The sequence below is a fragment of the Brevibacillus thermoruber 423 genome, assembly GCF_000454065.1.
Lineage (GTDB): Bacteria > Bacillota > Bacilli > Brevibacillales > Brevibacillaceae > Brevibacillus > Brevibacillus thermoruber.
The window spans coordinates 689,003-707,892 of sequence record NZ_KE695649.1 but is presented as its reverse complement, the minus strand read 5'-3'; the positions used below and the strand labels follow the sequence as shown (position 1 = coordinate 707,892).

The following is an 18,890-nucleotide window of genomic DNA, read 5'->3' as shown; positions in this document are numbered from 1 at the left end:
TGATACAATTTGTTCAAACAAATTTGAACGTTTCAATAATAACGTTATGTTCAAATATTTAAAAGAGGGTGATTGTTTCTTGAAACGCTATCTGGTCATCGAAAGTCTGGAACAACTGCGCGCCATTAGTGACGCGCTGCGCCTGGAAATGATCACGCTGCTGACCAAAGACGCATACACGGGAAAACAGTTGGCCGGGATGCTTTCCCTCTCCCCTTCCAAGGTTCACTACCATCTGAAGGAGCTGGAGCACCACGGCTTTGTCCATGTGGTCCGCACCGAGGAGAAAAACGGGATTGTGCAGAAGTTCTACCGCTCCGTCGCTTTCGATTTCAAGGTGAGCGAAGACCTGCTGCCTTCCCTGCGCGAGGACACGCTTTTGCAGCAGGAAGCGATGCTCAACCACCTGCGTTCCAGCATCACCCGGCTGTACAACGCGCCGGACGAATCGTTTCTGCTCTTTGCCGAAGAGGAGAAACGGCCGCCGCTCTACGCCTTCAACGGGGAAGTAAAGGCGCCGCGGGACGAGCTCAAGGCGTGGATCAAAAAGTATCGCGCCCTGCTGGAGGAATTGAACGACATGGAGAAACGCCACCTGCAGCGGATCAAGGCCGGGGAGGCGGAAGACACGGGAGAAGTGTTTTACTTCGTCGGCGTCGGCTTCATGACCAACGAGCAGATCTACGTGGCCGACGATGAATCGCTGCCCGAGGGATTCGTGCATGCAGACGATGTGACGGCAGGGAAAATGTGCAGGAGGAAAACGGAACATGACCCGTCAGGAAAATAAACGCGCGCTGTGGAAAAACAGCCAGTTTGTCCGGCTCTGGTTCGGCAACCTGATTTCGGCGCTGGCCGACGGTGCGTTCTTCGTCGCCCTCTCCTGGTTTATCGTGGACGTGACCGGATCGGAGACGGTGCTCGGCACCACCCTGATCTGCATGTCCATTCCCCGCCTGCTGTTTATGCTGGCGGGCGGAGTGGCCGCCGACAGGTTCAGCCGCAAGCGGATCATGGTCGGCTCCATTCTGGCCCGGGGGATGGTGCTCTCCGGCTTCGGCCTGCTGCTCTTGTACGACTCCGGCCAACTGCTTCCCTACTCCGCCTACGCGATGGCCGCCCTGTTCGGCACGGTGGACGCCTTTTTCTGGCCGGCGCGCAGTTCCATTCTGCCGTTTGTCGTCGGCCGCGACCAGTTGGCCGGGGCCAACAGCCTGATGGAAATCTCGCAGCAGCTCAGCATGGTCGGCGGTCCGCTGGTCGCCGCCCTGCTGCTGCACGCCGTCCCGTACCCGCCGATGTTTTTGATCATGGCCGCCGCCTTTTTCGCCGGTACGCTGATTCTCTTCACGCTCCGGCTCCAGCCCGTCCCATCGGAGCCGGCAGCGGGACCGGATCGCCCGCACGCGTCGCGGCCTTCCTACTTCCGCGACGTCTGGGAAGGCATCCGCTTCACCTTTTCCATCCCGATCCTGACGATCATCTTCGGGACGTCCCTGGTGCTCAACATGATGTTTTCCGGTCCGGTCAACATGGGGCTGCCCCTTTTGGTCAAGCAGCTCGGCTGGGACGGCAGCGCCTACAGCTCGCTCAGTTCGGCGCTCGGCGTGGGCACCATCGCCGGCGGCGTCATCACTGCCCTGTGCGGCGGATTCCGCGGGCGCTACACGTTCCTGCCCCTGGTGGTCGGGCTGATGGGAGCGGGCATCGCCGCCGTCTCGCTCATGCATCAACTGGCGTTTGGGCTGGCAATGCTGTTCGCCGTCGGCATGGCGATGAGCATGACCAACATCCCGCTGATCACCTACATACAGGCGATCGTTCCCGCCGCCAAGCTGGGCAGGGTGATGTCGCTGCTCACGCTGATGTCGGTCGGCCTGGGACCGGTCAGCTACGCGCTTTGCTCTGTTCTCCTGGAGCGCAGGTGGGCCGCTCCGGACACGCTGCTCCTGGTCGGCGGCCTGGCGCTTGGGACGATCGGCCTCAGCCTGCTTTTGTTCCGGGAGTTTCGCCGAATGGAGGAGCATCCGCTCTGGTCCGGCCGGACGGCGGCGGAAACGACCGACTCGCCGCAGCCGCACCAACCTGGCGACGGCAGCCGCAACGAAAACACACCCGCAGCGCTGTAACGCCTGCGGGTGTGTGTGTTCGCCGTTCGAAGGCGCATCGGCCGGGCATGCATGCGCCCTTTCCCTGCGGAAACGGGCGCGTTTTGCCGCTACGTGCTACGACGTCTTCCATTTCGCCAGTTCGGCCGGAAACTTGTCGTTCAGCACTTTAATGTAGGTACCTTTCATGCCGAGAGAGCGGGACTCCAGCACACCGGCGCTGGCCAGTTTTCTGAGCGCGTTGACGATGACGGAGCGGGTCAGGCCGGCCTGGTCGGCCAGTTGGCTGGCGACGAGCAGCCCTTCTCTGGCATCGAGCTGTTCCATGATTTTCTCGATCGCGATCTGCTCGCTGTACGACAGCGACGAGAGCGCAATCTTGGCAAAGGTTTTGTCGCGCACCTCGCTTTCGATCTGCTCCGTGCGCTGACGGACGATTTTCATGCCGATCACGGTGGCGCCGATTTCCGCCAGGATCAGATCTTCCGTCTCAAACAGGCCGTACGACCGCATCAGGACGAGCGTGCCGAGGCGGCTGCCTCCGGCGTTGATCGGCACGATGGTGGTCATCATCTGCGGGAAGAGTGACACCAGGTCGGGCGTCACCATGCTGTAAGGGCTTTGCACCGGTTCGTTGGCCAGTGATTGGCTTACCTCCAGCAGCCGCTGATGATAGCCAGACGGGAGCAGGTCATGCGTCCGCTCCCCGACGGCAAAGTCCTGCCGCAGGCCGCTGCCGATGATGGAGCCGTCGGCGGTGATGATGTAGACGTTGGCGTCGATGACGTCGGACAAAAGACGGGCCAGGTCATGGTAGCCGACACCGCTGCCTCCCATCGTTTTTTGCAGCATCACATTAATCTTTCTCGTTTTCTCCAGCAAATTCATTCCATTTCTTCCTCCTTGCGGTTATGTATGGTCTCAGTATTGTCTGAAAAATCCCGGCTCATACATGCAAATCAAAAAATAGGCAATAAAGGAACAGGCACCTTCAGGTCGTTGACCCATCGGCGCCTGTCCTGCACCTGCGCGGGTATTTGCCAATACCATGATAGAGAACCACATCCGGGAAGGGGCGAAGAGAATGAACCTGTTTAAAGGTGGAGGCTTCACCGGCATCGCTTTGATTCTCGTCCTGTTTGTCCTGCTGTCGATCGTCGGGGTAGATAACTGACCGCTGGTATCCGTGAGCGAAAAAAAACTGCCTGAGCGGCACTCGCCAGGCAGTCTTTTTGCCGTGCTTAGTGAATTTGACGGCGGATCAGTTCGTCGATCTGGTCGGCAATCACATCGGTCGGACGGTTCAGATCGGCCGCAGTCAGGCGGAAGCGGGCATACCGTTCATCCAGGTTGAACGCTTCTTCAAAGACGCCCAGGAAACCGCGCGCCCGTTTGTCCAGTTCCAGCAGCACTTCCAGCTCTCCGTCACGAAGGTGGAAGACCGCTTCCAGCTCTTCCAGACGGCTGCGGTACGGGCCGGTCGGACGGAATTCGAATTCCTGCACGAACGGATAGCGGCGGCCCAGGTAGCGATTGTACTCGCAGTCCACCTTGAACAGTTGGAACCCGATCAGGTGGATGGCGTCCAGCACTTTTTCCATCAGGGGATGGGGCCGTACCTCGATGAAGTCGGAATCGCCCGGATCGATGGCGTTCTTGATGTCCAGTCCGGTGCGCAGATAGACCGGCTGCCGCCCCATCGTCAGGGGCGTCTCGTACGGCAGTTGGAAGGCAAACGGCAGCACTCTTCGTTCTTTCGGCTGCAGCGTGAAGCGCTCGGACAGGCGGTGCTTGACCAGTATGCACTCCTCTTTTACCTTGTTGTCGTTCACTTCCCGTTCGTAGTGGGTGACGACGTACATGTAGATGTCGTCGATCTCCTGGGCTACGTCCCCGCCCACCATGTGGACTTCCCCTCTCACCATGTCGCCGGGGATGAGGGAATCCTGCTCCAGTCGGGTGTCAACCTGCGCGGAGCCGATCCCGACGCTGGCCAGCAGCTTTTTGAACATCGACATCGCTTCATTCTCTCCTTCGCTACGGATCGCAGTCCGCCGGAGTTTCTGTATGGATATACGGGAGGAGGAGCAGAAAGTTTCATCGCGGCGGCGATTTTTCCGGCGATACCACCTGTTCGCCGTCAGGTTCCCTCCCGCTTCATTTCCACTGTGACGAACAGAAACAGATCGCGGCTGATCGCCACCGTTTTCACCCGCACCTCGGCCATCGTGCCCTCGTCGTCCACGACGTACTCCCTGCGCCTGAGCATTTCATGCAGCACCTCGTGCACGCCGGCCACCTGCTCCACTTTTTTGCCCTTCAGGGAGGCGAGGTCTTTTTCCAAACGGCGCACCACATGCACCTCGATCGTCGGGTGCGGCTTCGGATCCAGCACGACCACGCGGATTTCCTCGATCACGACGTCCTGCTGTTTGCGGGAAACCCGCTGGGACTGCCTCAGCGCCTCGTTCTCTTCCCGCAATTTCTCCGTCAACAGCTTCAAACTCTGGTTCAGGACCAGCATTTGCTCCATTTCCCGCCCGTATACCAGCAGCACCCCGGTTCCGCCCAGCACGGCGCCTACCACCAGCAGGGCGACGTACCGCTTCCACAGACTCACGCTCATGAACGCACCTGCCACAGCCATTGGACGGTGATCGTGCCCATGTGGGCGCCGAGAAACGCCACCACGATCATCACCAACTGTTTTACCACGGGGTGGAAGTGGCCCACGAGGATCTTTTCGATCTGCAAAAAGGAGTCGAACGTGCCGCCCAGAGCGCCCACCAGCCCCCAGATCTTCAACTGGTCCGCCAGTTCCTTCATCGACCAGAGCGGCGGTTTTTCTGCCGCCAGAAAATAGCCCAATCCGCCGGAAAGGGACCCTCCGACGACAATGCCGTACGCGATAAAAAAGGTAAGAATCACCTGAGACATGCCTTCATTCCTCCCGACTTGGCAGCGTATGCTTATCCCTACGCCGCTTGTCAGGCAAATATGAAGAGGAAAACACCGGTGCCATAACAGGGAGCATGCCAAGCCCGCCGGGTCGCCGGCGAGTTCCCGGGACACCGCGCAAACGCAACCTGTCCCGGACGCGAAAAAACGGCATGCCTGCCGCTGACATGCCGCTCGTTCTCATCCTTTTTTTCGTCTCATCCGGCCCAGCTTGCGTTGGATGCGCGGTGCGTGCATGACCATCAAATTCATGAACAGATTGACCATGTTCGGATTGCGCAGAAGCTGCTGGAACACTTCCGGATTTTCCTTGAACCACTGTTCATTGGCCTGTACCCAGGCCCTGAAGCCCTTGTTGTTTTTGTAGTAGCGGTTCAATCGGCTGATCGGGCGGTATGCGCTCATCCTACTCTATCCCTTCGTCAAAGAAAATGGAGAGAAGAAAGACAATCACCAGGATCCAGATGATGACTTCAAACCCTTCGTGTTTGAAAAAACTATTCATATCTGTCCCTCCTTGTTCCTCCAGCCTGTACCCGTGCGCCGTACGTTCGGCCCATGGCCGTATACAGTAATAGGTATATGTCGCGGGGAGTCGGATGGATTGGACGGCCGCCTGTTCGCCGCGATTTTCCGCTTTCGCCCAACGGCCGCGCGGGTGCATAGTTTTTGCCAGCGTTCATCCATACTATCGGAGAGACTGTGTCACAAGGAGGCGGCGCCATGATTTGGGGAACGGAATCGCTCCGGCGAAACAAAACCTACACGCTGCTCTTGGCGCTGGTTTTTTTCATGCATCTGGCCGCCTATCTGATCGTCCCCGTGTTTCCCGTCTTCCTGCAAAACGTGCGAGCCTTTTCCATCGCGCAAGTCGGACTGGTTCTCGGGGTGGGGAGCATTGCCTATCAGGCGGCCAGTCTCCTCGGGGGACCTCTGTCCGACCGCTTCGGCAGACGCTCCGTCATGATAGCGGGCGCGCTGCTGCAGGGGCTGGCGATGCTCGGCTATCACTGGGGCCAGACGTTTTGGCTGTTTCTCGTGTTTTCAGGCGTAAACGGGCTGGGCGTCGGGCTTCTCGCCCCGACGATCAAGGCCACGATTGCCGACGCCGTGGCGGAGGAGGAGCGGACGGCCGCTTTTTCCTGGCGGGGCATTTTTGCCCATCTGGGGATTATTGTCGCCGGGCTGACCATCACCTGGCTGACTGCCCTTGGCCGAACGCCCTTTCTGCTTGCCTCCCTGGTGTTTGCCACGCTGGCCGTCATCACGTGGCTGACGCTGCCCAACGACCGCTGCGTGGGGCCGGACTGCCGCCGGACGCCGCTGCCGGAGTATCTGCACATCCTGCGTCACCGCAGTTTCCTGCTGTTCTCCGGCATCTCGCTGCTCATCTGGGCGTTCTATGCCCAGTTTGCCCTGGTGCTCCCCCTGCGCGGCGAACACGTACTGCACACTTCGACCCTGATCGGCCTGATCTGGACCATCAACTCCGTCAGCGTTGTGCTGCTGCAGGGGGTTATCTCCCGCTTCGTGCTCGCGCGGATCAATCCGTATCTGGCGCTTGTGGCGGGGATTGCGCTGTTGGGTGCCGGGCTGTTCGGGATCGGCTTTGCCAGGCAGTTCGTCACGCTCAGCGCATCGGCCGTGCTGTTCATTATGGGAGAAATGCTGTTTCTGCCCGTACTGGACAGCCTGGTCGGCTATTTTGCCAAGGAGAACTGGCTGAACGCCTACTTCGGTGTGGCCAACTTCGTCTCCGGGATCGGCACGGCGCTTGGCACCAGCATCGGCGGCGCCCTGGTGGAACGGCTGGGCGGAGTGGGCAGCCCTTACCCGTGGATCGCCTACGCGCTGGCAACGGTGCTGCTGGCTGCCATTCTCGGCCTGTTTGCCTTGTACGCCATGCCGCGCCACAAGCGGGGCCGGGTGCCGGACGCACAGGGAGAGCCGCAGACAGCCGGCAGAAAGGAGGGAGCCCGATGAATGGGGAACCGGGAGCCGACGAGCGGGAGATGCCCGCAGCCGAGGCGAAAATCCTGCTGCGCCTGCCGCTTTCGTCCCTGTTGATCCATCTCGAAGACAGCCTGCAGCACAAGCGTCTGAGCCGCGGGGAAACGGCCAGCCGCAAACCATGGCTGTGAAAGGAGGGAAACACACGTGAAGCTACCGGAAAAACGCGTCTCCAACAATCAGGACGTGCGTGCCGAGCGCAACGTCCAGCCTGCATCCACGCAAAACGACAGTCCGGGGTACGGGGACAAGAAGCTGGAAGGGCCAAATCGTCCCTCGACATAGCGGAAGGAGTGGTTCGACCACTCCTTCACTATTTTTCGACAATATTCGGGGAATTTATTGAAGGTTATGTCGATTTGCCCTATTATGAGGAAGAAGAATACCAAAATGCGGAAAGGACGTAGCGCCTTGCCTCTAAAACCTGCAACCCAATCGCGCCTTTACCCCTTGTTCCTCGTGCTGCTGCCCATTCTGTTTACCTGCGTCGTGTTCTTCGGGTACTCACAGGCACAACTGCTGTACTACAAAAACGGAGTGCAAGCGATGGACAGGCAGTTGGACACTGTCTTCCAAATCCTTTCCCTGTTTCACGAACGGGTCGAGGAGGGCTCCCTCACCTTCACCGAAGCCCAACAGCGGGTGAAGGATCTGATTGCCGGCCCCAAACGGCCTGACGGCACGCGCGACAGCAGCGCCGTCCGGTTGACGATCGGCGAGGGAGAAATCCTGTATGCGTTCAATTCTCAGGGAACCCTGACGGTTCATGCCGAATGGGAAGGGCAGAACCTGAACAACACCCCCACTCCAGAAGGGCGCTATCTCATCCGGGAAGTGCTGAACGAGGGAAAACACCACCTCTCGTATCAGTGGCAGCCCCCGGACGGCGCTTCTCCCGAAAGCAGAATTTCCGTCGTCCGCTACTTTCCGCAGTGGGACTGGTACGTCGGCATTGTCACGTCGGAAGAGCGTTTTTACCAGCAGTTTTCCAGCTTCAAGACGCTGCTGGTCCTGCTGGTGGCCGGCAGCTACCTGATCACGGCCGTCCTGATCTACCTGACCCAGCGGCAGGAAAAGCTGCTGCTGAGCTCCAAGCGGCGCGGCGAACAACTGGCCGAAGCCAACCAAAGCATCCTGAAATCGCTGGCGGTCGCCCTGGAGGAGCGGGATTCCTACACCTCGGGCCACTCCCAGCGGGTCGCCTACTACATGCGGGTCATCGGGAAGCAGATGGGCATGGACGAGGCGATGCTGGATACGGTGTACACCGGCGGACTGCTGCACGACATCGGCAAAATCGGCATTGAGGACAGCATTCTGCTGAAGCCGGGGCGGCTTACGGACGAAGAATACGAGATCATCAAAGCCCATCCGGTACGCGGGGAAGCGCTGCTGCGCAAACTGTTTGCCCAGGCCGGAACGCAGGATTCGCAGCAGATCGAGACGATTCTCGTCATCACCCGTCACCATCACGAACGCTTTGACGGAAAAGGGTACCCCGATGGGTTGAAGGGAGAGGACATTCCGCTCGTCGCCCGGATCTCCGCCGTAGCCGACGCGTTTGACGCGATGACCTCGTCCCGCGCCTACCGCAAAGGACTCTCCTTTTCCAAAGCGTGCGACGAAATCATCCGCAACACGGGCACGCAGTTTTGTCCCCAAGTGGTGGACGCCTTTTTTCAAAGCGTGACGGAAGAGACGTTCTTTCACGCCCATCACATCTCCCGGGCCAATCAGCTCCTGCTCGACCGCTTCGACGAGGCCCGCGAAATTGCCCTGGCCCAGCCGCCGTTCAACCGGGAACCGGGCATTCCGCAATAAAACAGCCATGCTGCTCACCCGTTTGGAGCAACATGGCTGTTTGTTTTTCAATCCTCCCCGTCGATGGGCACCCATCTGTACGGCAGTCCGTACGCTTCCAGACGGGCGGCAAAGCGTTCCGCTTCCCGCTGTGGCGCGATCAACTGCAGGTAACGGGTGAAGTAAAAGACGATCCGGTCCTTCTCCTGTTCCTGCAGCCGGTAGTGGGACAACTGGGAAACGTCCGGGAGGGTATGAAAGTAGTCGTAGCGCTCGGGCGTCAGCGGGGCGCGAAACACGCGGCTGACCACCACGTCCCCGCTGTAGGTTTCCCTCATGTTCGCTTTGGACGCCCCCAGAAACCGGAGCAGATCGCCCGCCCGGCGGGCCCCCAGTTTGTCGGCCAGCATGCCGTCGTTGTACTCCACTTCCAGGTGGGTCAAGCGGGGGCGGACGCTCTCCAGCATCGCCATAAGAACTTTGCGGACGGCCAGATTGCTCGGGGAGAAGCCGTTGTCGTAGAAGTTGTACTCAAACGACGTCTCTTCGCCCTGACACCGGGTGTAAAACGTTACAGCGTTCACGCCTCGTCCCTCCTAGCGCGGCAGGATCGCGTCCAGCGCCGACCGGTCCAGCCTGCGCACGGCGGCAAACAGCAGGCGCTTGGCCGCTTCGTAGTCGTCCCGGTCGATGATGGCCGCATGGCTGTGAATGTAGCGGGCCGGGATACCGATGACAGCGGAAGGAACGCCCTTTCCGTGGTACTGAACCGGACCGGCGTCCGTTCCCCCTTTGGCGACGTAGAACTGGTAGGGGATGTTCTCTTCTTCGCAGATCGCGATCAAAAAGTCGCGCAGTCCCGGCTGCAGAATAAAGAGCGGATCGTACAGCCGCATCAGCACGCCGCCGCCCAGTTTGCCGCCCTCCTCCCTGACTCCGGGGATGTCGCCGGCCGGACTCGCATCCAGCGCCAGGAACAGATCCGGTTCAATGACGGCCGCCGCCGTCTTGGCCCCGCGGGCGCCCGGCAATTCTTCCTGCACCGTGGCTCCCACGTAGACCACGTTGGGGTGGTCGGGGCGTTCGTGCAGTTCCTTGGCCAGCTCTACCGCCAGGCTGCAGCCGTAGCGGTTGTCCCACGCTTTTGCCATCAGCCGCTTCGGATTTGCCATCACGGTAAACGGACAGACCGGCACCACCGGCTGCCCCGGCCGCACGCCCAGCCGCTCCGCCTCCTGGCGCGAATCCACGCCGATGTCGATGTACATGTTGCGGATGTCCATCGGCCGGTGGCGCTGATCGTCGTTCAGCACGTGCGGCGGGATGGAACTGATCACTCCGTCGATCGCGCCGGCAGGCGTCAAGACCTGCACCCGCTGGGCCAGCAGGACCTGTCCCCACCAGCCGCCGACGGTTTGAAACGAGAGGAACCCCTTGTCCGAGATCCGCGTCACCATGAAGCCCACTTCGTCCAAGTGGCCCGCCACCATGATGCGGGGGCCGTTTTCATCCCCGCGCATGACGCCGAACAAGCTTCCCAGATTATCGCAGACGATTTCCTGCGTGTACGTCGATATGTACTCCCGCATAACGGTTCGCACGGGCCCTTCAAAACCGGGAATCCCCGGCGCTTCGGTCAATCGCTTCCACAGCTCAAGCTGAAACTGATGTTCCATTCCAGCAAACCTCCTCCTGTACGCGGAGAACCGCGTCCCTTCTATTATTAGCCAAGGGGTAGCGGGATGCAACCGCCCATCCGGCAGGAATACGGGTTCCCGCCCCGAATGGATGTACAGACACACACGGATGGAGGAAGCAGTCATGACCATAACCTTTCGCAAATTGACGGACAAGGCGGAGCTGCAGGAACTGGAAGCATTGGAAGGAACCATATGGAGCGGCTCGTCCGTGATTCCGCTGCACATGACGCTGACGGTCGCCAAGTTTGGCGGCCTCTTTCTCGGCGCCTACGACGGCGACCGGATGATCGGCTTTCTGTACAGCTTTCCCGGCTACACGGACGGGGAACTGCACCTCTGCTCGCACATGCTGGGATTTCTGCCCGAGTACCGCAAACAGGGGTTGGGTGTCCGGATGAAATGGATGCAGCGGGAGGAAGCCCTGCTCGCCGGGTATCCCAAGATCACCTGGACGTACGACCCGCTGGAGACGGTGAACGGCTATCTGAACATCGCCAAGCTGGGCGGCGTCGTCCGCCGTTATCTCCCCGACTGTTACGGCGAGCTGAACGACGACCTGAACCGGGGGCTGCCGACCGACCGCTTCCTGGTCGAGTGGTTCATCGCCAGCGACCGGGTGGAGCGGCACCGCGCCGGTCAGCCCAGACGCCCGGACACGGCCGGTGTGCCGGAGGTGCTGTCCTGCGACCTGAGCGGCGAGCTGCCCCGCCCGCGGGACATCCGGCCGGACTGCTCCGGCGAACGGCTGCTGCTGCCCGTCCCCGCTCATTTTCAGGCGGTGAAACAGGCGGACATGGGAGCGGCCGCAGCCTGGCGGGAAGCGACCCGCACGCTGTTTACCCGTTACTTTGAGCAGGGCTATGTGGTGACCGATCTTCTGCGGGATCAGTCGGTCGTCCGCTACGTCCTGGAGAAGCGTCCGGTGGAGGACATTCTGCGGGGCTGAACGGGCGAAAGCGCTCGTCCTTTTGCTGTGGTACAATGGGAGATGCCATTTATCACAACGACAAAGGACGAGAAGACATGAAGGCAAGCGAATACGACGTGATCGTCATCGGCGGCGGACCGGCCGGGCTGATGGCTGCGATCGCCGCCTCCGGGGAAGGAGCGCGGGTCTGCCTGGTGGAAAAAGGGGCCAAGCTGGGACGCAAGCTGATCATCTCCGGCGGCGGGCGCTGCAACGTGACCAACGCCAAGGACATGGACGAGCTGATCAAGCAGATGCCGGGCAATGGCCGGTTCATGTACAGCGCGTTTGCCCAGTTCGGCAACCGGGAGATCATCCGCTTCTTCGAAGAGATGGGCGTCGCCCTGAAGGAAGAAGACCGCGGCCGGATGTTTCCCGTCACCGACAAGGCGATTACCGTGGCTAATGCGCTGATCGAGCGGATGAAGCGGCAGGGGGTGCAGATTCGCCTGAACAGTCCGGTGGAGCGCGTCCTGTACGCGGACGGCCGCACCTGCGGGGTACAGCTCCGTAGCGGCGAGCGGCTCCACGCCCCCTGTGTGGTGATCGCCGTCGGGGGATGCTCCGTTCCGCAAACCGGTTCCACCGGAGACGGCTACGCCTGGGCGCGGGAAGCGGGGCACACCGTCACCGAACTGTATCCCACGGAAGTGCCGCTGGTGGCGAGTGACCCGTTCATCCGGGACAAGTCGCTGCAGGGGCTGTCCCTGCGCGATGTGGCATTGACGCTTTACGACGCCAAAGGCAAAAGGGTAACCACCCAGGAAGGCGACATGATTTTCACCCACTTTGGCATCTCCGGGCCGGCCGCCCTGCGCATGGGCCATTACGTCTCGGTGACGAAACGGAAGCAGGGCGACGCACCGCTGCAGCTCACCATCGACCTGATGCCGGCGAAGCACCTTGACGAAGTGGCCGAGGAAAGCTGGCGCCTCCTGGAGGACCAGCCGAAAAAAGCGGCGAAAAACGTGCTGAAAGGCTATCTGCCGGAACGGATGATTCCGCTGCTGCTGGCGATGGCCGCCATCCCGGAGGACCAAACCGGAAACCACATGGGCAAACAGCAGTGGATGGCCCTGGTCCGGCTGATCAAGGCGTTTCCCCTGACCGTGACCGGCACCCTGTCGCTCGAAGAGGCGTTCATCACGGGGGGCGGCGTCAGCGTCAAGGAGATCGATCCCCGGACCATGCAGTCAAAGCGGATGACCGGGCTGTTTTTTGCCGGCGAAGTGATGGATGTGCACGCCCACACCGGCGGATACAACATCACCATCGCCTTCTCCTCCGGCTTCGTGGCCGGCACCCACAGCGCACGGATGGCGTTGGGGACGGCGTAACGGAAAAAACCTCTTCGTTTTGAGACGAAGAGGTTTGAATTGGGAGAAAACGGGAAAACTATGGAGCAGGTACTCTTTTCTTCGGAAAAAGAGTGAGCAGAACCCCTACTCCCCCTAGTTGCGGGGTTCTCACACCTCTACTCCCTTTATCTTCCTACATGGGGCGTCGATGAAACAGTCGGCGCTCCCCTTTTTTTTGCCTTCCGACTTTACATCCCGGCGTCCGTTATTGTCTGCGGGCGGCTGTCCCTACACGGTCAGCCGGTACAGGTAGGCCAGCGCCGACAGGATGAAGGCGAAGCCCAGGAGAAAAAAGGTATGGGCCCGCTGCCTGACGCGCCGCTCGTCGCCATTGAAGTGGGCGAGCAGGCGGGCGCGCCAGCGTTTGGTGCGGGGCTGCCACATCAGAAGCAGGCCGACGGCGAAGAGAAACAGGGGGAGCATCATCCGCACCTCACCCCTTTTTCTTGCGCCGCAAGAGCCATCCTTTTTCCGGCTCTTCGGATGCCCCTTCCACGATCAGGCGGGCTGCCTCCGCAAGCTGGTACGCCTCGTCGAACGCCAGTTGGCGAAACGCCTGCTCAGCTTTGGTCAGCATGTCATCCACCTGCCGGTTTTGGCGGCGGTAGCGGTTGGTATACTGGATCGCTCCCTCCGCCTTTTGGCAGGTGGAGATCGTCATTTCCGCCAGACGCTCCGTCTCCAGCAGCAGTTCATTGGCTTCATTGATCAGGATGGCCACCTCGTCCAGATCGTAGCGGTACTGCTCCATCATCGCCTTGATCCGCGCAAGGATCTGCACCACGTCTTCAAACAGGTATTTCAACCGGGCCGGAATCCCCGGCAGGTAGCTCCGCTTGATCTCCTGGCGAAGCCGCACCAGCGTGCCGGAGATTCGCTCCAGCTCGTCGAGGGCGTCATCCTCCGTCTCGATGACCAGCCGCTCTGGTACCGGCTGCTCCTCCGCTTCCGCCTCTTCCCGCGTATCGTGGTCCTTGGGAATCACCAGTTCAAATTCTGCGTCCTCCTGGTCCGCCGGTTCTTCCATATGGCTGGCAGCCATGCGTTCCTCGGCTTGAAGCGCCGGGTTCTCACCGGGACGGGCAGCCGGGTGTTCCCGGACAGCAATGCCCCCCGCATGCCGGTCGTCCGCCTTTTCCCTGACACCAGCCGATTTCGTTCCGCCCAGGGCAGCCGGCGTGTCAAACAGCCATTCCCGCTCCGCCTGGGTCAGCGCCTCGTCCGCCGCTGCGGAGAGGGAGACACCGCCTTCCTCCCGCCGGGCTTCAACGCGCCCCGGTGCCGCAGGTGTCCGTTCCTCTCCTTCTCCTGTCCAGACATGTCCTGCTGCGCCCAATGCGGCGGCTCCCGATGCGGTTTCAGCCGCCGCCGCGGAAATGGCCGCCGCTGCCGTATCGGCGAGAGCAGCCGCAGGTGCCGCCGAACGGTCAACCACCGCCGCCGCCTCGATCGGCATCTCATCAGAAGAGACGTGTCCGATGCTCCCATCCGGCTCACCGCCAGCCTGCTCCCATTCCTCCGGTTCCGCCGCGGAAACGGTCGCTGCCGCCTGCCGTTGGCTCAGGACCATGTTCTCGATATTCTGGTACGTATTGTCAATCAGCACGTCAAACGCTTTGACATGGGTCTCCACCATGTCCAGGCTTCCCTCTTCCAAAGCCGACTTCGCCGCGTTGATGAGCTGCTTGGCCTGCAGCAGGGAGCCTTCCAGCGGGTCCCGGTTCAGATCGTACCCGTCGCCCGTCGCCTGGATGATGCCCTCCTCCAACTGCTTGAACTCTTCCGGCATCTCCTTCAACACGCGTCCGATCAGCGCCGGAATCCGCTCCAGGTCGCTCGCCAGCGTGCCCAGAAGCTTCTGCGCCTTCAGCGTGATGTCGTAGGCCAGCACGTCGTCGCCGTCCGCGCGCGCTTCCTTGATCTTGGCGCGCATGGTTTCCACCTCATCCAGCGCCGTCTTCAGTTCGTGGAACGACAGCCCGTACTCCAGACGCAGGTCGGACAGGCGCCGTTCCACCTGCTCCACCTGCTTGCCGATTTCCGGAATGGCCAGCTTGCTTTCCTTTTTCGTGGCGACCACCTGGGTGGTATCTGTCTTCAGTTCCTCCAGTTCCTGCTCGATGGCGCCGAGCATGTCCCGCGCTTCCGCCAGCAGGCCGAGCGCCAGTTGGAAGCGGAAGCGGTCGCACGCCTCCTCCGCGTCCAGAATCATCATCTCCACGTCGGGGATGCGGATGCGCAGCAGGTTTTCCTTCCGGTCGGCCAGATGCATGTACCGCTCCTCGGTCTTGCCGCGGGAACGGCGCAGCGGCTTGTCCACCTCGATGACGTTGATTTTTTCCACCAGTTCGTCCTTCCACTCCTCCACCGCATCCACCTGGGCAAAAATGGCGCGGCGGCGGATCATCGCGTACACCAGCGCAGCGGAGAGAGCGGCAAAGACCGCGCCGATCCCGTACAGCCACCAGGGCAGGCCCGCATCCGATTGTTCCTCCGGCTTCGCCGCCGGAGCGGACGGCTGGGCAGCGTCAGGGGAACCTGCCGCTGCGCCCGTCTTGTTTTTCATCCCTTCCAATTCTCCCTTGACTTCCGCCAGAAACGCCTGGATCCCCTGCAGGTACTGTTTTTCCACGCGGAACGGTTCATAGTAGGCCGCCACCTTTTCGCGCAGCATGTCCGGGGTGGCCCCTTTTGCCTCCAGCGCGGGTCCGGCGTGCACCCCAAGCTGTTGGGTGTTGATGTCGAGCACGATCATCAGGGTGTCCTCGGGCAGGTTGTAGTTGTCGTACAGCTTTTTCGCGTATTCGTCGGGCGTTTGGGCCTCCGGCTGGGTGCTTTCGACAACCACCACCTTGTAGTTGCCGCCGAGCTGCCTGATCGCTTCGGCAGCGCTCTGCCGCTCGTTCTGTTTCAGATAGCCGTCGGCGTCTTGAATCACTTCGTCCGTTTTGTCCGGAAACGGCGTAGCCATCGCCGGATTGGCATATAACAGCATGCCTGCCAGACAGAGCAGGACCCATTTTCTTTTCACGGTCATGACAACCCCTTAGCGTAAAATTCTCGAGTGGCGCGAGCCGGCTTACCCGCGAGCCGGGAGCAGCCACGCCTCCAGATAGCGCATGACGGAGACGAGCAGCCATTCCGCAAACTCCTCCGAGGCCGGCTCCAGATAGTAGACTTCCCGCACCGATTGCGGCTGCAAAAACGGATAAATGAGCTGGCTGGCCGTGGCCAGGGCGATGCGATCCACCGGCACGACGCGAAACTCTCCCGCAGCGATTCCTTCTTCGATCACGTTGGCGATGCCGTGCTTCCAGCGGCTCAGGTACAGCGTCATCACTTCCCGCGCCAGCATGGACTCCACGCTCAATTCGCGCTGAATCAGCCGGGTGATGGGCGCGTGCTCCCGCTGAAACGACAGGTAGAGGCGAATCACCCGCTCCAGCCGTTCCATGGAAGGCAGTCCGCTGTCTTCTTTTTCCCGATTTTCCAGCAGACGAAACAGCGTCTCGAAGTATGAGGCGATCAGCGTCTCCAGCACGCCCTGTTTTCCCCGGAAGTGGTAGGAAATGAGCGCGACGTTCACCCGCGCTTCTTCCGCGATCTGACGCACGGACGTGCCGTGGTAGCCGTGTATGTCAAACAGCTTGGCCGCTGCCGACAGAATGCGCAGTTTGGTCTGATCCATTCGCCATTCCCCTCTCCTGTTCCGGCCATCGCAAATCCGAACCGGGCAGCAAGGCCGCTCAGGCAAATTCCCTTGTACAGACCATTCGCCAACAAACAGATAGTCCTGTAGATAGTTCGACAAAGTTTTCCAGAGTTCCTCCTGCCAATTTTAGCAAGTACGCGAAAGCGGCACGACCGCACATGGTGCGGCTGCCGCGACGCCCCGCCCCGCGCAAAAAGGCGTTCACACACCGCACCTGCGGCACGTGAACGCCTGCTTCCATTCCCTCACTTTGCCGTTTTCTCCGCGCTCGTCGGCTCCGGCAGCGGCGGAACTTGTCCGTAGTTTTGCAGAAACGTCTCCACCTGGGCGTGCTCCAGCACCCGCTGGTTGTTGGCGTCGTACTCGGAGCGGATGGACATCACCAGACTGGTGGGCAGCATGGTGGTCTTGTTGTAATACACGGTGTACTCCGCCTCCAGCTCCATCTGGTCGATTATCTCGTCAACGTTCGGCTCCGCCGCCTGGATGGCCGCTCCCTGCCGGGGCGCTCTCCACGCGCCGTCGGAGAGCATCATCGCCAGCTTGAGCCGCGGCTGATGGGCGGACTGGACATGCGGACCCGCCTGCTCCTTCATTTGTTCCGCCAGCCAATTCTTCAGCCTCGTCGAGTCCAGCAGCACCCGCACCGCTTCGATGTCGTCTGCCGTATTGCGGTCGGTCAGCGGCAGTACGCTCTTTTTCAACTCGTCCATCTGTCGGAAGGCAAAGACCGGGTCCCAGTTGTTCAACTCCTGGCGAAATGACCCGTCGCGGCCCACGCTCTTCCACTCCCGGTCGCTGCCCTGCTTGACGTACAGCCGCTGCTGCCTGGACAAAAGCGACAGGGTGTTCACCCGTTTCCGTTCAGGCTGCGACAGATTCACATTCATCAGGATTCCGTCCCCATGCTTCCGCCCGGAGAAACTGACGACGTTTCCGTTGGCGGTATCCCCTGTCAGCAGCTTGGTCTGGCCGTAAAACGCAAACGCCTCCTGCTCCGCAAAACGGTCGCGGACCTGGTCAAAGGCGGCTGCCGCGTTTGGCCTGGCCCCCATCGTGTTGCAGCCCGCCAGCGCCGCGCACAGCAGGGGCAAGAATATGAAGTTCCACGCTTTGCGCATGTTCGTCCCTCCTCCTCGTCGCCATTAGGGTTTCCGAGGAAGAAAAGGCTTATTCTGCTGGCAGGTCAAAGGGAATAGTAGAGCACGCCGTCCTTCTTCCTGATCTCCACCTGGTGCAGAATCGCCAACAGGTCGATGTGGCCCAGCGTCTCCGAGAGCGTGAGCGGCAGTTCCTTTTCGTACAGCGACGGAAACAAAAGCGCGTTCAGCTCGTAGGCCGTCTTTTCGCCGTCAGCCAGGAACCGGCGGAGCATGCCCGTCCGCTCCCAGTTTTTCTGCAATCGCGCCAGGATCAGTTCGCGGTGATTGGTCACCGGCTCGCCGTGCCCGGACAGCACCAGGTCGATCTCCATGTCGGCGCACATCTGAAGCGCCGTCCGGTACTGCACCAGGGTCAGCGGTCGGGCCCGCGACTGGTCACGGGGCGGCTCGACAAAGGCGTTGGAAGAGATGTGCTTGATGATGTGATCCCCGGCGATCATGACGCGATCGGCCGCCCGGTACAGGGAAAGATGGCTCTGCGAGTGGCCCGGGGTGTAGAGAACCTGCCACTCGGGCAGATGGGGCGCCGTCTGTTCGTGCTTCAACAAACCGTCGATGCGGCTGCGCTGCGAAAACGTCATCATCAACTGGTGGAACTTCCGGATGAGGAAGAGCTTCTCCTCCGGCACGCCGCTCTCCCGGTAGAGCTCGTGGAAAAACCGGTCGTGAAAGGCGAGAAACGGTTCGTGCCACTCCACGTACGGGACGGCGAGCGGATGGGCGTAGGTGCGCGCTCCCGACGCCTGACGGACCCGTTCCAACAGCCCGCAGTGGTCGACGTGATGGTGGGTCAAAATGACCTGTTCAATCGCTTCCACCCGGTATCCGATCTCGTCCAGTCCGTCCGTCAGCGCCTGCCAGGCCTCCTCGGTCAGCGGTCCGGCATCCACCAGCGTCAGACGCTCCCCTTCCACCAGATAGACGTTGACCGCTCCGACGGAAAAGGGAGTGGGAATCTCCAGCCGGTACACCCCATTCGCCACTTGCTCCGCAATTCGCTTGTGCTTGTCACTTTCCATTCGCCATTCCCCCGTCCTGTCTGTGTATGGGTCTTTATGAAAGACTTGTACGTCCCTGTCGGCGCAGCCGGTTCATCGTCGGCGGATGCTTTTCT

The 18,890-nt window shown here is 60.9% G+C and carries 20 protein-coding genes; 8 read left to right on the top strand and 12 right to left on the bottom strand.

What is annotated here, in order from left to right:
* The first annotated feature begins 79 nt into the window (after window positions 1-79).
* Both M516_RS0108395 and M516_RS23060 read left to right on the top strand, forming a co-directional pair.
* The gene (locus M516_RS0108395) at window positions 80-790 is read left to right on the top strand and encodes an ArsR/SmtB family transcription factor (RefSeq protein WP_081656477.1); all 711 of its coding nucleotides are present in this window, start codon (window positions 80-82) and stop codon (window positions 788-790) included.
* Window positions 771-2,129, top strand: a complete 1,359-nt coding sequence (locus M516_RS23060) for an MFS transporter (RefSeq protein WP_051188143.1) — start codon at window positions 771-773, stop codon at window positions 2,127-2,129. Before M516_RS0108395 ends, M516_RS23060 begins: the two co-directional genes overlap by 20 nt.
* 96 nt (window positions 2,130-2,225) lie before the next feature.
* Here M516_RS23060 and codY read toward each other — a convergent pair whose 3' ends face one another.
* The 5 genes from codY to M516_RS0108360 all read right to left on the bottom strand — a co-directional run bounded on the left by codY (window position 2,226) and on the right by M516_RS0108360 (window position 5,471).
* A complete protein-coding gene (gene codY, locus M516_RS0108385) occupies window positions 2,226-2,996 on the bottom strand; it encodes a GTP-sensing pleiotropic transcriptional regulator CodY (protein ID WP_029098725.1) in 771 nt (256 codons plus the stop codon).
* Window positions 2,997-3,349: 353 nt separating this feature from the next.
* Window positions 3,350-4,126: a sporulation protein gene (locus tag M516_RS0108375; RefSeq protein ID WP_029098724.1), complete on the bottom strand. Its 777-nt coding sequence runs from the start codon at window positions 4,124-4,126 to the stop codon at window positions 3,350-3,352.
* A 122-nt stretch (window positions 4,127-4,248) separates the two neighbouring features.
* A complete protein-coding gene (locus tag M516_RS0108370; protein ID WP_029098723.1) occupies window positions 4,249-4,734 on the bottom strand; it encodes a sporulation membrane protein YtrI in 486 nt (161 codons plus the stop codon).
* On the bottom strand, window positions 4,731-5,045 hold the full coding sequence (locus tag M516_RS0108365) for a YtrH family sporulation protein (protein ID WP_029098722.1): 315 nt from the start codon (window positions 5,043-5,045) through the stop codon (window positions 4,731-4,733). The genes M516_RS0108370 and M516_RS0108365 overlap by 4 nt, the downstream gene beginning before the upstream one ends.
* 201 nt (window positions 5,046-5,246) lie before the next feature.
* Window positions 5,247-5,471, bottom strand: a complete 225-nt coding sequence (locus M516_RS0108360; protein ID WP_029098721.1) for a hypothetical protein — start codon at window positions 5,469-5,471, stop codon at window positions 5,247-5,249.
* A 318-nt stretch (window positions 5,472-5,789) separates the two neighbouring features.
* Here M516_RS0108360 and M516_RS0108350 point away from each other — a divergent pair, with 318 nt between their 5' ends.
* The 4 genes from M516_RS0108350 to M516_RS24305 all read left to right on the top strand — a co-directional run bounded on the left by M516_RS0108350 (window position 5,790) and on the right by M516_RS24305 (window position 8,897).
* Window positions 5,790-7,049, top strand: a complete 1,260-nt coding sequence (locus tag M516_RS0108350; RefSeq protein ID WP_029098720.1) for an MFS transporter — start codon at window positions 5,790-5,792, stop codon at window positions 7,047-7,049.
* Entirely contained in the window at window positions 7,046-7,207 is a 162-nt protein-coding gene (locus M516_RS25515) for a hypothetical protein (protein WP_156110515.1), read from the top strand. The genes M516_RS0108350 and M516_RS25515 overlap by 4 nt, the downstream gene beginning before the upstream one ends.
* Window positions 7,208-7,223: 16 nt before the next feature.
* Window positions 7,224-7,361, top strand: a complete 138-nt coding sequence (locus M516_RS25510; RefSeq protein ID WP_162836736.1) for a hypothetical protein — start codon at window positions 7,224-7,226, stop codon at window positions 7,359-7,361.
* A 126-nt stretch (window positions 7,362-7,487) separates the two neighbouring features.
* Window positions 7,488-8,897 (top strand): HD domain-containing phosphohydrolase, encoded by a 1,410-nt coding sequence (locus tag M516_RS24305; protein ID WP_193746952.1) that lies wholly within the window; start codon window positions 7,488-7,490, stop codon window positions 8,895-8,897.
* 47 nt (window positions 8,898-8,944) lie between these two features.
* Here the strand turns inward: M516_RS24305 and M516_RS0108330 are convergent, their stop codons facing one another.
* Together M516_RS0108330 and M516_RS0108325 are read right to left on the bottom strand one after the other, a co-directional pair.
* Entirely contained in the window at window positions 8,945-9,460 is a 516-nt protein-coding gene (locus M516_RS0108330; protein ID WP_029098719.1) for a hypothetical protein, read from the bottom strand.
* 12 nt (window positions 9,461-9,472) lie between these two features.
* Complete coding sequence (locus tag M516_RS0108325; RefSeq protein WP_029098718.1) at window positions 9,473-10,552, bottom strand: M42 family metallopeptidase; 1,080 nt, start codon at window positions 10,550-10,552, stop codon at window positions 9,473-9,475.
* Window positions 10,553-10,697: 145 nt separating this feature from the next.
* On the opposite strand from M516_RS0108325, the gene M516_RS0108320 reads away from it, so the two are divergent.
* Window positions 10,698-11,522 carry a hypothetical protein gene (locus M516_RS0108320; protein WP_029098717.1) on the top strand — a complete coding sequence of 275 codons (825 nt, stop codon included), beginning with the start codon at window positions 10,698-10,700 and terminating at the stop codon, window positions 11,520-11,522.
* A gap of 77 nt (window positions 11,523-11,599) precedes the next feature.
* The gene (locus M516_RS0108315) at window positions 11,600-12,880 is read left to right on the top strand and encodes a BaiN/RdsA family NAD(P)/FAD-dependent oxidoreductase (protein WP_029098716.1); all 1,281 of its coding nucleotides are present in this window, start codon (window positions 11,600-11,602) and stop codon (window positions 12,878-12,880) included.
* A 249-nt stretch (window positions 12,881-13,129) separates the two neighbouring features.
* On the opposite strand, the gene M516_RS0108310 is transcribed toward M516_RS0108315, so the two are convergent.
* The 5 genes from M516_RS0108310 to M516_RS0108290 all read right to left on the bottom strand — a co-directional run bounded on the left by M516_RS0108310 (window position 13,130) and on the right by M516_RS0108290 (window position 18,795).
* Complete coding sequence (locus M516_RS0108310) at window positions 13,130-13,327, bottom strand: hypothetical protein (protein ID WP_029098715.1); 198 nt, start codon at window positions 13,325-13,327, stop codon at window positions 13,130-13,132.
* A 7-nt stretch (window positions 13,328-13,334) separates the two neighbouring features.
* The gene (locus M516_RS0108305) at window positions 13,335-15,938 is read right to left on the bottom strand and encodes a septation ring formation regulator EzrA (RefSeq protein WP_238550936.1); all 2,604 of its coding nucleotides are present in this window, start codon (window positions 15,936-15,938) and stop codon (window positions 13,335-13,337) included.
* Window positions 15,939-15,980: 42 nt separating this feature from the next.
* On the bottom strand, window positions 15,981-16,589 hold the full coding sequence (gene refZ, locus M516_RS0108300) for a forespore capture DNA-binding protein RefZ (RefSeq protein WP_029098713.1): 609 nt from the start codon (window positions 16,587-16,589) through the stop codon (window positions 15,981-15,983).
* Window positions 16,590-16,858: 269 nt separating this feature from the next.
* Window positions 16,859-17,734, bottom strand: coding sequence for a hypothetical protein (locus tag M516_RS0108295; protein ID WP_029098712.1), 876 nt, complete (start codon window positions 17,732-17,734; stop codon window positions 16,859-16,861).
* A gap of 65 nt (window positions 17,735-17,799) precedes the next feature.
* Window positions 17,800-18,795, bottom strand: coding sequence for an MBL fold metallo-hydrolase (locus M516_RS0108290; protein WP_029098711.1), 996 nt, complete (start codon window positions 18,793-18,795; stop codon window positions 17,800-17,802).
* Window positions 18,796-18,890: the final 95 nt, after the last annotated feature.

What these genes read in the sequence shown, in the direction of transcription:
- M516_RS0108370 (WP_029098723.1), bottom strand. Translation starts at nt 4,734, where the DNA reads ATGAGCGTGAGTCTGTGGAAGCGGTACGTCGCCCTGCTGGTGGTAGGC.
- M516_RS23060 (WP_051188143.1), top strand. Translation starts at nt 771, where the DNA reads ATGACCCGTCAGGAAAATAAACGCGCGCTGTGGAAAAACAGCCAGTTT.
- M516_RS0108310 (WP_029098715.1), bottom strand. Translation starts at nt 13,327, where the DNA reads ATGATGCTCCCCCTGTTTCTCTTCGCCGTCGGCCTGCTTCTGATGTGG.
- M516_RS0108315 (WP_029098716.1), top strand. Translation starts at nt 11,600, where the DNA reads ATGAAGGCAAGCGAATACGACGTGATCGTCATCGGCGGCGGACCGGCC.
- M516_RS25515 (WP_156110515.1), top strand. Translation starts at nt 7,046, where the DNA reads ATGAATGGGGAACCGGGAGCCGACGAGCGGGAGATGCCCGCAGCCGAG.
- M516_RS0108360 (WP_029098721.1), bottom strand. Translation starts at nt 5,471, where the DNA reads ATGAGCGCATACCGCCCGATCAGCCGATTGAACCGCTACTACAAAAAC.
- M516_RS0108320 (WP_029098717.1), top strand. Translation starts at nt 10,698, where the DNA reads ATGACCATAACCTTTCGCAAATTGACGGACAAGGCGGAGCTGCAGGAA.
- refZ (WP_029098713.1), bottom strand. Translation starts at nt 16,589, where the DNA reads ATGGATCAGACCAAACTGCGCATTCTGTCGGCAGCGGCCAAGCTGTTT.
- M516_RS0108350 (WP_029098720.1), top strand. Translation starts at nt 5,790, where the DNA reads ATGATTTGGGGAACGGAATCGCTCCGGCGAAACAAAACCTACACGCTG.
- M516_RS0108375 (WP_029098724.1), bottom strand. Translation starts at nt 4,126, where the DNA reads ATGTCGATGTTCAAAAAGCTGCTGGCCAGCGTCGGGATCGGCTCCGCG.
- M516_RS0108365 (WP_029098722.1), bottom strand. Translation starts at nt 5,045, where the DNA reads ATGTCTCAGGTGATTCTTACCTTTTTTATCGCGTACGGCATTGTCGTC.
- M516_RS0108325 (WP_029098718.1), bottom strand. Translation starts at nt 10,552, where the DNA reads ATGGAACATCAGTTTCAGCTTGAGCTGTGGAAGCGATTGACCGAAGCG.
- M516_RS0108295 (WP_029098712.1), bottom strand. Translation starts at nt 17,734, where the DNA reads ATGCGCAAAGCGTGGAACTTCATATTCTTGCCCCTGCTGTGCGCGGCG.
- codY (WP_029098725.1), bottom strand. Translation starts at nt 2,996, where the DNA reads ATGAATTTGCTGGAGAAAACGAGAAAGATTAATGTGATGCTGCAAAAA.
- M516_RS0108305 (WP_238550936.1), bottom strand. Translation starts at nt 15,938, where the DNA reads ATGACCGTGAAAAGAAAATGGGTCCTGCTCTGTCTGGCAGGCATGCTG.
- M516_RS0108290 (WP_029098711.1), bottom strand. Translation starts at nt 18,795, where the DNA reads ATGGAAAGTGACAAGCACAAGCGAATTGCGGAGCAAGTGGCGAATGGG.